Source organism: Acidimicrobiales bacterium (assembly GCA_036491125.1).
Lineage (GTDB): Bacteria > Actinomycetota > Acidimicrobiia > Acidimicrobiales > AC-9 > AC-9.
In genome coordinates this window covers 21589-33234 of record DASXCO010000205.1, presented here as the reverse complement: position 1 = coordinate 33234, position 11646 = coordinate 21589, and the positions used below count along the sequence as shown (strand labels likewise).

Genomic DNA, 11646 nt, shown 5'->3' with positions numbered 1-11646 from the left:
GAGATGGCCTCGGACAACCCCATGCGGGTGTAGAAGTCGTTGGGCGTGCCCAGCACTTCCTCGGCGGTGGCGCCGTCGAGGCCGCTGTGGAGGATGCCGGCGAAGCCCCGCGTCGTCGGAGCCTCGTCGGGGACGTCGAAGTGCAGCGACACGCGGTCGTCGTCGCCGACCTCGACAGCGAGGAAGAACGGCGTCTGGCACTCGGGCACCTGCTCGAGGCCCTCGCGGTTGGAGGCCAGCTCGGCAGGCAGGGGCGGTACCTTGCGGGAGTACTCGAGCAGCGCCTGGAGCCTGAGCTCCTTGGGGGCTCCCGCGAACAGGTCGACGATGTGCTGGAGGCGGGGCGAGGTCGCCGTGGAAGCCATGTCCCCATACTCTACGGGGCCCGGAGGTGGTCGGGTCCGTGACCACTACTGTCGAGTTTGACCTGCCCTTCAGGAGGGCGACGAAGGAGGTCACCATGTCCACTGTCCAACAGGATCCGGCGACCGAGCTGGGCCAGTACGCCCGGCCCGACATGCTCGTGACGACGTCGTGGCTGGCCGAGCACCTCGAGGATCCCGGCTTGGTGGTGGTGGAGTCGGACGAGGACGTGCTGCTCTACGAGACCGGGCACATCCCCGGAGCGATCAAGGTCGACTGGCACCTCGACCTCAACGATCCGGTGACCCGTGACTACGTCGACGGCGAGCGGTTCGCCGAGCTGATGTCGGCCAAGGGGATCGGCCGCGACGACACGGTGGTGTTCTACGGCGACAACTTCAACTGGTGGGCGGCGTATGCGCTCTGGGTGTTCACACTCTTCGACCATCCCGACGTGAGGCTGCTCAACGGGGGCCGGATGAAGTGGATCGAGGAGGGCCGCCCGCTGGTCACGGATGTGCCGACCCGACCCGCGGCCGAGTACCCCGCCGTCCAGCGCGCGGATCCTCCGATCCGGGCCTTCCGGGACGACGTCAGCCGGCATCTCGCGAGCCGGGGTCGCCTCGTCGACGTCCGCTCGCCGGGCGAGTTCAGCGGTGAACTGCTCCACATGCCCGATTACCCCCAGGAGGGTGCGCTGCGGGGCGGTCACATCCCCGGTGCCGCCAGCGTGCCGTGGAAGCGGGCGGCCAACGACGACGGCACGTTCAAGTCGGCCGACGAGCTGCGGGCGATCTACGCCCAGGAGCAGAAGCTCTCCGAGGCTGACGACGTGATCGTCTACTGCCGCATCGGAGAGCGCTCCAGCCACACGTGGTTCGTCCTCCACCACCTCCTCGGCTACCCCAGGATCCGGAACTACGACGGCTCGTGGACCGAGTGGGGCAACCTCGTGCGGGCACCGATCGAGCGATAGCTCGCACGGGCCGGCGATCAGGTCTGGCGCCGGACCGATCTGAGGTACTCGATCACCGCGTCGGCCACCAGCAGGGCCACGGCCAACCAGGCGACCCAGGTGACGGCGCTGAAGTTCGACGGCCAGTCGGCGCCGGACGGGAAGTTGTGGCGCACCTCGAGCTGGGTGACGTACAGCCCCGTGACCGCCACCAGGCCTACGGCGCCGATCGTGAGCAGGGCGCGCAGTGTTGGACGCAGCACCACAACGGCGACGGCCAGCCCGACCACCGGCGCCGCCCACGGACCGATGACGAAGCCCGATACCGCGGCGGACGCAAGCGTAAGCACGAGGGCGGCTCGCAGGGAGACCGGGCGCCCGGTCGACCGCAGCGGCGAGACCAGCTGGGGCTGCACCGGTGCGTCCCCACCGCTCGGCTCCGTCGCGGCCGAAGTGGTGGCATCGATCGGGTGGCGGTCACCGTCAGAAGGCCGCCGGGGACGCCAGAAGATGAGGAGCAGGCACAGGAGGCCGGCCACGGCCGACAGATAGAGCGCCAGGTTCACCCGGTCCTGGGGCTTCCAGTGAAGCGTGACGAGCATCTGGCCCGACGTCTTGGGCTCCACCAGCCACCCGTTGGCGTAGCCGTCGACCGACCTCGGGCTCCCGAGCGAGGGGCCGCCGTTCACCTGTGCGGTCCAGCCGCTGTTGAAGCTCTGCCCCAGAACCAGCCAGAACGGGCTCTTGGACGCCGGGACGTCGACGGCCACCTTCGACGTGGTCCGGTCCTGGCTGAGCACCTTCACCGACGGTGCGGGCGAGGCGGCGATGGTCGTGGCCGGCACCACCTGGCCCGTCGGCCCGGTGGCCAGGGCGGCTCCGCCCCGCTCCGACCCGAGCCCCAGCTGGTCGAGGTCGATGCCCGAGGCCGCGCCCTGGGTCGTGCGGATGACATGGTTGCCGGGACCCAGCGAGAGCCCTGACGATCCCGGCCCGCAGGGCTGTACCTGCAGGCCCTGGAGGGCCGTGCCGGCAGCCGTCGAGCCGACGACCCGCAGGCCCACCGGGCTGCCGTCCACGGTCATCAGATCGGTCCGGCAGGTGTTCGGCACCGTCGGACCGGCGGGCGGCAGGGTCACGCCGGGGATGCCGAGCTCGGCGATGCCGACGGGCAGCACGCTCGGGAGCTGGCTCAGGAAGTCGACCGTGCTCTCCTGACGGACGCCGGCGATCGTCACTCGGATCGTGCTGCCCTGCACCGCCGGGAAGCTGACGGGCACTTGCACGGTGCCGTTCGTACGGGCCACGTCGGCGACCGGAGGCACGTCGGCGATGACCGGAGGCTTCCCGTCGGCCTGGATGCTGAGGCTGGTCGGGACCGAATGATGCCCATCGGCCACCACCGACAGGTTGAGGTGATCGAAAGTGGCGGGCTGGGCTTGCTGGACCTGGAGCCACTGGCCGACCTGGTCGCCGAACTGCGGGCTCCAGAAGGTCGTGGGATCGCCGTCGAAGGCGCTCTCGCCCCGGTTCGACAGGTCACCGGGCAGGCGGCTCGACGACGTGACGACGATGTCCGATCCCGGACCCGACGTGGGCCGTCCCAGCAGACGGTCGATGGTGTCATCGGGCGCGTCGGCGGAGATGCGCGCCGTGCCCGACATCGAGAAGGTCCTCGCCGTCGGCAACGAGAACGTGCGCGCCATCGACCGTTCCTCGTCCGCGTTTATCGGGGGAGACTTGATCGGCTGGGAGGGATCGGCGCGTAGCCGGGTCATCAGGATGACGAGGCGATGGTCGATCGACGCGGTGCCCGCCTTGGAGAGGAGATCGGTGGGAAGGCGGGTCACCTCGTCGACCGGCGGAATGGGACCGCCGTTGGGTCCGCCGCCGACGCGCACCTCGGCGAACCCGACACCACTCGCCGTCTTGTAGTTGGAACGCAGTCCGAAATTGGTGGTGTCAACGACGACGTCGACCCGGCCGAACGTGCGCGTCGGGAAGGTGATGGTCTGCCCGCCCGGTGTGAGCGAGCTGGGCCCGAGCTGCGCCGAGACGTCCGGTCCGTGGTCGAAGCGAAGGGTGACCCGGGTGATGAAGCGGTCGCGGGGCCCGGTCTGGGGCTGCACGACGTTGACGTGGTCGGTGGTGACCGGGTGGGTCGAGTTGATCCGGAGGTACTGGCCCTGATCGTCGACCTTGCTGAACGCGGCTACCTCCCAAGCCGTGGAGAGATCGCCGTCCATGGCCAGGTCGGGGCGGTTGGCGGGTGTGTACGAGACCGGGTTGCCGTAGCCGGACGCTTGGACCGAGGCGATACCGCCTTGCTGGGTGACGGTACGGGTGCCGTCGGTCGCCCCGGGGAACAGCGGCAGGGGATTGTTGTTGGGATCGGGCACCGGAGGCGTCTCGCCGGCCTGCTCCGTGTAGCCGGTGTTCTGGGTGATCGTGTCCCAACGCTCGGCCCGGCGGCGGTTGGTGTCGGTGAGCACGAGATCGGCGCCGGCGCCGAGGGCCTGTCGCTCAGCGGCGGTGTTGGTGTCGAGATCACCTTGGTACAGCACCGTCTGCTGACTGTTGAGCAGACCGGCCGACGCGCCGTCGACCAGCGCGTCGCCGTTGCCGGCGACGACCAGCGGCTCCTGGGCCGGCTCGGCTCGCAGGATCGACCGGGGGTCGGTGACCCCGTAGACCTCGAGGTCCGCCGGGTCCGGCGTGGTGGCCGAGGGCCCCAGGGTCTGCTCGTCGACGAGCGGGACCGAGGTGTGCAGGCTCGCCGGTGGACCGAAGCCCACCGGCTGGCTCAGGCCGGGCGGCGGCGGGTTGAACTGGGCCGCGGTGGGCAGCGTCCTGGCGGTCAGGTAGCGCTCGTACTGCAGATCGGAACGCAGCTCGACGTCACCGATACCCATGAGACGGGCGAGCGGAGCGAGGGACGCGGGGTCGAACGTGCCCTGCTGTAGGCGGTCGTCGAGGGCCACCAGCAGATCGGCGGATGGCGGTGATCCCCACGGGACCTGCTCGCGCGCCACGAAGGGGCGGGACATGATGCCCGGCTCGACGGGATCGACGAGGTTGTTGCCCCACCGGTAGGAGGCGAAGTCGATGCCGGGCAGCGCCATCACACGGGTGGCGTTCCCCTGTGCGTCCATGTAGTTGGCCGCAGCCTGGTAGTAGCTCGGTAGCTGGCTGGGACGAGAGAGGTTGGCGTCGACGAACTGGCCGGCCCACAGCGGCGCAATGTCGGCCGCGACGAGTCCGCCGATGGCGACGGCAGCGATGATACCGAGCCGGCTCCACCACGCCGACAGGGCCTCGACGCCCGCCGCCAGCAGCATGGCGAAGCCGAGGGCGAGGAGCGGGATGGCTCGGGCCACGTTGCGCAGCGCGAGCCCAGCTGTCGAACCGGTGGCGAAAGACTTCAGCAGCGATCCGAGAGGTGCGGCGGGGTGGTCGTAGGGGTGGACGCCCACAGCAATGGCGACGGCGATGCCGATCAAGGCGATGAAGTAGAGGCGGTGCCGCCACCGGATCACGACGGCGGCGAGGAACGCCGCGGCCGGCACGGCGTAGCTGACGAGCAGCAACCACGGCCAGCGGGTGAAGTCGACCGAGGCCTGTATCCACGGGCCGATGCCGTCCTGGCCGTAGAAGTACCAGAACCCGAAGCCGCGCAGGATGTCGTAGCTGAGGGAGGCCGACGCCACCGCCTGCACGGTCTCGCTGTAGCGCAGGACGTCGAGGCCGTAGCCGGCTTGCGTGGCGAGGCCGGCCAGCCACCAGAGCGACAGCAGGGCGGTGAGGACGCCCATGCGGACCAGGATGACGAGGGCGCGCCGGAGCGTGACCTCGCGAAGGATCCAGACGGCGTAGGGAAACCACAAGAGGGGGGCGATGAGGACGTACACGATGCTGGTGGCGTTGACGGCTCCGGTGATGGCCGTGACGAGGGCGAACAGCGCCGGGTAGCGCCAGCCGCCGACTCTGAGCGCTCGGGCCACGAAGGCGACCAGCCAGGGGAGGGCGGCCCACGGCATCAGCAAGGCGGAGATGCGCGCTTCGTACTGGAGCACGTAGGGGCTCAGCATGAAGGCCAGCGCCGCGACCGTGACCGCCGGGGTCCTCCAGCCCGAGCCGATGGTCACCGTCGATCGCCACGTGCCGTCGCCGACCGCAGCACCGGCGTGGCGGGCGGTCCCGTCGGCGGCCAGGGTGCGCACCAGAAAGAGCATCCCCATACCGGCAGCGAAGAGCAGTGACCCGATCCACAGCCGCTGCGCCACCCACACCGGCACCCCTATGGCGTTGAACACCCAGAAGAAGGGACCCATCGGGAACAGGTAGCCGATGTTCTGGTGCGTGACGGTCCCCATGCCCACGTTGGGGTCCCAGAGGGTCGACGCGCCGGCCAGCAGTTTTCCCGGGTTGATGTAGAGGTACTGCTTGGTGTCGGCCTCGACCATGCCCGGCTTGGTGGCGAGCAGCGGGATGTAGGCCACCGCCGCCAGCAGCAGCGGTACGCCCCAGCGCCGGACATCCGCGCCCCGACCCGGCCTCGGCTGGGCCTCGGATCGGGCGGCCCGGCGAGCGGGCGCCGTACGCAGGATGCTCATGGGTGCGGGCGCGCCGCGGCAGTCGAGGCGAGCGCCTCGAGGGTGCCCCGGGCGGTGGCCTCCCACGTGTACCGGGAGGCGAGCTCCAGCGCGCCCTTCCCCAGCCGCCGGCGCAGCGCCCCGTCTCGCAGCACGAGGTCCAGGTGCTCGGCCAGCTCGGGCCCATCGGCGAGAAAGCCGCTGGCGCCGTGGTCCACCGCGTCCAGATGACCGGCGATGCGGCTGACCACGGCAGGCGTCCCGCAGGCGGCGGCCTCGGTGACGGTCATGCCCCATCCCTCGCGCAAGGAGGTGCTGGCCAGGACCCACGCCCTCCGGTACAACGACAGGAGGTCGTCGTCGCTGAGGTGCCCGGGCAGGGTCAACCACCCGGCCGCTCCAGCAGCGCGGATGCGAGCTTCCAGGGCGGGTCGTTCGTAGCCTTCGCCGACGATCACGGCTTCGAGGCCGGGATGGCGTTCTCGCAGCTCCACGAGCGCGTCGATGAGCAGCTCGAAGCGCTTGACCGGCACCAGCCGTCCAGCGGCGACGACAAGCGGTCGCGGTGAACGGGCCCCCCCAGGGGTGAAGCGACGATCGACGCCCGGGGGGACGACCGAGATGTTGCGTTCGGGGAGCCGGAGCATCTCGACGATCTCCTGCTTCGACGACGACGACAGTGTGACGATGCGGCTGCGGCGGTAGACCGGCGGAGCGGCGCTGAACTCGAGCATCTCACCGAGGCGGGCCAGGATCTCCGGCTTGAGCACCATGCGCCACATCTCGGCGTGCACGTGGTGGAGGAACACCACGCGCGGGCAACGGGCCCAGGCGGGAGAGAAGAAGGGCATGCCGTTCCAAACCTCGACCAGCGCGTCGCGTTGGCCGGTCCGCCCCACCAGCCCGCTGAGGGCGGTGCGGGGGAAGACGCCGTAACGCCCCGACTTGCGGACCACCCGGTAACCGTCGCGCTGGGCGTACGCGGGGTGGCCGGCAGCGGCCGAGCTCCGCATGGTGACGTCGAGGCCGGCCTGCGCCCACAGCCGGGCGATCGTCGAGGCGTGCAGCTCCGAGCCGCCCGCCTCAGGATCGTCGAGGTCCCGCCAGGCGAGGATGTGGATGCGGTGCAGGCCGGCCCGGTGGGCGATGGCGGCGATATCGCCCTCGGGAGACGTGCCCCCCGGGCGACCGGGAGCGTCGGCTCGTGAACCGGCCTCGACGTCTCGTCGGGAGCCGGGCCCAGGCGTGGCCGAGCCCGCCTCAGAATGCATCCTGCCTCGCGCTCCTCGTCAACGTCTGGTGACCGGGTTATGCCCGTTGGCACGCGGCCGTATCACGAACGAGTCAGGCTACCGGATCGGATGCTCCTGGGAGCCGATACGACCAGGATCCCGAGGATGAGGGCGAGCGCGCCCTGGCAGGCCAGCTCGGCCCGCGCAGTCGAAAGGGCGTGCCCGTGGGCGGCGTTGACCAGCAGGATGGTGACCAAGGTCGCCACGGCCAGGACACCGACGATCCACCGGCGTCCGATGCCCAGGAGGTAGTAGGTGAACAGCGTGCTGGCGGCGAGGCATCCCATGGCCAGGGCGAGGGTGGCGAAGGCGGAGGCTGCCCGCACCTTGTCCGGCCCGAAGAGGATTCGCAGCATCTCGTCGGGCGCGGCGGCGGCCAACGTGGTGAGCACGAGAACCGGTACCGCCACGAGAACGAGTGCCACGCCGAGCTGGCTGAGGGCGTGGCCGCCCCGGCGCCAGCGCACCACCGCCTCGGGCAGCAGATAGCCGCTGAGCACGATGGCGAGGAAGACCACGGCCTTGGATGCCACCGAGATGGCGTTGTACGAGCCGACCGAGCCGGGCGACTCCCGGCCCACGATCTCGACGTCGAGGCCCTGGAGGGCGGCGAGGAAGAACAAGGCCCCGAGGGCGGCGACGAGGTCCACGGCAAGGAGCCGCCCCCGGCCCGCGTCGTCGACTGCCGCAGCCGCCGTGGTCGGTAGGCCTTCGGCGTCTGCCTCCTCGATGGGCAGCACGGGGGAGGGCCCGACCTCGGGCTCGACCTCTTCAGGGTCGCCTTCGTGCCGGCCTCCCGGGCCGGCCTGGGCGCTTCGCGCCGGCACCTGTCCATTGGGCCGGCCTCCCGGGCCGGCCTCGGCCTGCTCGGTTGCCGGCGGTGCAACGGCGGGACGGGCGCGCGCCTCGGCCCAACGGGCATGGCCGATGGCGGCGCCCATGGCTGCCATCAGCGCCAGTCCAGCCCCCTCCACGCCGAGACCGATGCCGATGAGGGCCACCGTCAGCGTGGTCCGGACTCCGGCCTCGACGCACAGGTTCCACGCCAGGCCGGTGTAGTTGCGGTCGGCCTGGATGAGCCCTCGTTCGAACGAGAGGAGTCCCCACGCCCCCCCGGCGATCAGGAACTCCGCCACCCCGTCGGGGCCAGGCAGCGAGAGCGCGGTCGCGAGCCACGAACGGCTCAGCCACGCCACCAGGGCCAGGAGGGCCAGGCCCAGGAACCCCCAGCGGCGCACGCTGGACGCCCAGGGCTTGATCCGATCGGCCTGACCTGCCATCGACCAGGCCGTGACCCGCCGCACGACGGCCACGAGCAGGGCCGATCCTGGCATCGAGAGCACGAGGAACAGGACCAGCAGCTGTCCCAGCGATCCGTAGTCGCGGGAGCTGAGCAGGTGGGCGATCGTGACGGTGACGATGACATTGGCGGCGTTGGCAGCCACGCCGGCGAAGGCCAGGGGGCCGGCTCGGCGCAGGGCCACGACGGACGGACGGGCACTCACGCGTGCCCTCCTCGTCGCGCCGCTCGGGGCAGCGGTGGTCGAGCCGGCCATCAGAGGGGAACCTCAGTCGCGCCGCTGTGCAGCGCTCCGGTCGCGGGCCCGCCCTGCTCCCCCTTCTGCCACGCCATCCAAGTCATGCTAACGAGCTACCGGGGGCGGACGGTCGACGGGTGGCCCTCGCCGTGGGCCGGCGCGAGGACACGCTCAGGGGTGGTCGTCGGGACAGCTCCCGGAAGGGTCGTTGTACGTCGAGTTCTTCGTCCACGAGCCCGACCACCAACTGGCCGCTGGAGGAGGCAGATCGAGCACGGGCGTGAGCTGGGTCAGCGTCGCCTGGCCCAGCGCCGCCGCTCCGGTCGGGCAGAGGTGGAAGTCGTCAGTCTTCCGGGCCCTCGACAAGACCCCCCCGGGCCCTGGCAACCAGGTCGAGTACTGGCCGTTCACCTCGAGCGAGCTGGCGACCGGAAGAAACATGTACTGACCCGGCCATCGCGGGGCGACCGAGGCCATCAACGAGTCCCAGGCGGTGCGGCCCCGCTCCAGGCCGGCGAGGGCCTGCTGCGCCTTGGCCGGATCGACGACGGAGGCGGGTGGTCCGTAGGGGGGGAACTCCATGATGGCGACGCCGTCGACGCCGTCCCCCGGAGCGAGCAGCATGCCCATCGCCTGCCCGACCGTCCGGCTGTAGGCGGCGGGGTCCGCCTCCGCGGCACCGTTGTCCCAGCTCCATGAGCCGATGACGAGCTCCGGGCGATCCTCGCGGATCAGCTGGGGCCAGGCGCTCTTCCAGCCCGAGTTGTTCGTCAGTCCCCACCACTTCTTGGGGTCGTTCGCCACCACTTTCACCACGCCCGTCGCCTCGAGGGCCGCCTCGAGACCAGGAGCGGCATCCATCATGACGCTGTCGCCGACGATCATGACCCGGAGCGGGTCGGCCGGCGACAGGATCCTCCCCGGTGGGAGGTGGATCGTCGGATTGGCGATCATCGAGAGCGAGGCGTCGACGTTGTCGGCCACCCGGTCGGCGACCGGACGGCTGAGATTTGGCCCGTCGCCGAGGTCTCCTGGCGCGACCTGGGACGCCATGTCATAGAGCGTCACCTCGGGATGCGCGTCGGCGAATGAGCGGTAGACCGCGTTCAACGCTGCGAGACGGACCGGATCGGCGAAGGTGGGAGAGCGCTTCCCCGCTGTCGACGGCTGGGAGTACTGAGGCACGGTCGCGATCACGACGCGAGCTCCCCCGGAGCCGAGGAGCGCGGCCACTTGCGCCAGCTCGCCCTGGTAGTAGGCCTGCCACTCGGGTGTTCCCACTGTCATCCAGCGGCCGTCGATGAGGTGGTCGGCGGTGTCTTCGGCGCCGAAGGCGACGTAGGCGACCGTCGGCTTCCATTGCTGGAGCTGGCGCGGCCAGGCCGCGCGCCACCGGCAGGCCGGTGACTCGGTCGTCGGACGGGTGATCCCGTCGAGATCGTCGGCCGTCGACCCCTCGGCCATGCTGCAGCCGGGACCGGCTGCATTGTGGACAGCCAGCCCGTGCGCGCCGGCGGCGTCCTCCATGCCGGAGGCCAAGCTGAGGGCCGTGCTGCCGCCCACCACCATCACGCTGGTCGAGGCGGTCGGCGTGGCCGCCGCAAGGGCAGGCCTGGAGCTGGTCACCGGAGGGGCGACGGCCGCCGCCACGGTGCTCGGAACGGCCGTGGCGGCCACCAACGCAGCGGCCGTCGCCGTGACAGCGGCGGGGGCCGTCAACCAGGGTCTCCAGCCCGCCCACCGGGCCCGCCGGATGGGTCGCTCGACGAGGAGATAGCTGGCGGTGGCCAGCGCCAGCATGGTTCCGATCTGTGCTCCCCTGAGGGGCCAACCCGAGATCCCGGTCTTGGTGCGGGTCATGAGCACGATGACCGGCCAGTGCCACAGGTACAGCCCATAGGAGATGATCCCGATCCACCGGATCGGTGCCAGCGACAGGACGGCCCCGAGCGGGCCGGACCGCGTAAGGCTGATACTTGCGATGACCACCGCGGTGAGGACGCCGACGCCGACGAGTCCGCCCCGCCAGATCCAGCCCTGCGGCGACGCGGTCGCGCAGGCTGCGGCGACGGCTCCGATGGCGACCAACCCGGCGGTGTGCAACGCCCGCCGAGGGGCTCGGGACGGACGCGATCGCCCGGCCATGACAACGGCGAGGGCGGCCCCGATGAGCAGCTCGAAAGCCCTCGTGTCGGTGCCGTAGTAGATGCGGCTCGGATCGACGCCAGGGTGGTACAGCAGCCCCATCAAGGCGGCCGAGCCGGCGGCGAGGGCCAGGATGGCGCCGGTCAGCAGGCGACGCGAACCCCGGGTTGCTCGGAGCAGAAGAAGCAGGATGAGCGGCCACAAGAGGTAGAACTGCTCTTCGATGGCGAGGGACCAGGTGTGCAGGAGCGGTGAGGGAGCCGAGAACTGGGCGAAGTACGAGCTGTGGGTGAAGATCAGATGCCAGTTGGCCCCATAGAAGAGGGTCGACAGGGCGTCGGGCCGCAAGGTCGACCGGTCCAGACCCGGGCTGCCTAGTCCGGCATACAGGGCCAAAGCGGACAGCATCAGCAGCAGGGCCGGGAGGAGCCGTCGGGCTCGCCGAGCCCAGAACGCCTTCAGGACGATCCGGCCGGTGCGGGCTCGCTCCTCGACCAGGATCCCGGTGATGAGGAAGCCGGACAGCACGAAGAAGACGTCGACCCCGAGGTAGCCGCCTCCCGCGTGCGTGAGGTTGAGGTGGTAGGCGATCACCGCCGTCACGGCGAAGGCCCGCAGCCCGTCCAGGGCGGGCATGTGCCGCTGGGGGGCGGCGGCCTTCGCTGGGGCGCCGGCGGCCCGCCGCCGTCGCGGCAAGGCCAGGGGTCGCTCGCCGGTGATCGTCATGCCGGCCGGCTAGGCCCTGCAGGGCCGCAGTGTAC

Annotated in this window: 6 protein-coding genes; 1 reads left to right on the top strand and 5 read right to left on the bottom strand. The window is 70.8% G+C overall.

The genetic code is table 11. The features are described 5' to 3' along the window. The coding region (locus VGF64_16290) for a SufE family protein (GenBank protein HEY1636319.1) at window positions 1-365 on the bottom strand (365 nt) is incomplete at its 3' end. 95 nt (window positions 366-460) lie between these two features. Between VGF64_16290 and VGF64_16285 the strand changes: the two genes are divergently transcribed. Then, entirely contained in the window at window positions 461-1339 is an 879-nt protein-coding gene (locus VGF64_16285) for a sulfurtransferase (GenBank protein HEY1636318.1), read from the top strand. A gap of 17 nt (window positions 1340-1356) precedes the next feature. On the opposite strand, the gene VGF64_16280 is transcribed toward VGF64_16285, so the two are convergent. The 4 genes from VGF64_16280 to VGF64_16265 form a co-directional block, all read right to left on the bottom strand. Next, window positions 1357-5931, bottom strand: coding sequence for an alpha-(1->3)-arabinofuranosyltransferase family protein (locus VGF64_16280; protein HEY1636317.1), 4575 nt, complete (start codon window positions 5929-5931; stop codon window positions 1357-1359). After that, complete coding sequence (locus VGF64_16275; GenBank protein ID HEY1636316.1) at window positions 5928-7181, bottom strand: glycosyltransferase family 4 protein; 1254 nt, start codon at window positions 7179-7181, stop codon at window positions 5928-5930. Before VGF64_16275 ends, VGF64_16280 begins: the two co-directional genes overlap by 4 nt. Window positions 7182-7243: 62 nt before the next feature. Continuing rightward, window positions 7244-8707, bottom strand: coding sequence for a hypothetical protein (locus VGF64_16270; protein HEY1636315.1), 1464 nt, complete (start codon window positions 8705-8707; stop codon window positions 7244-7246). A 204-nt stretch (window positions 8708-8911) separates the two neighbouring features. After that, a complete protein-coding gene (locus VGF64_16265) occupies window positions 8912-11611 on the bottom strand; it encodes an acyltransferase family protein (protein HEY1636314.1) in 2700 nt (899 codons plus the stop codon). Window positions 11612-11646 lie beyond the last annotated feature (35 nt).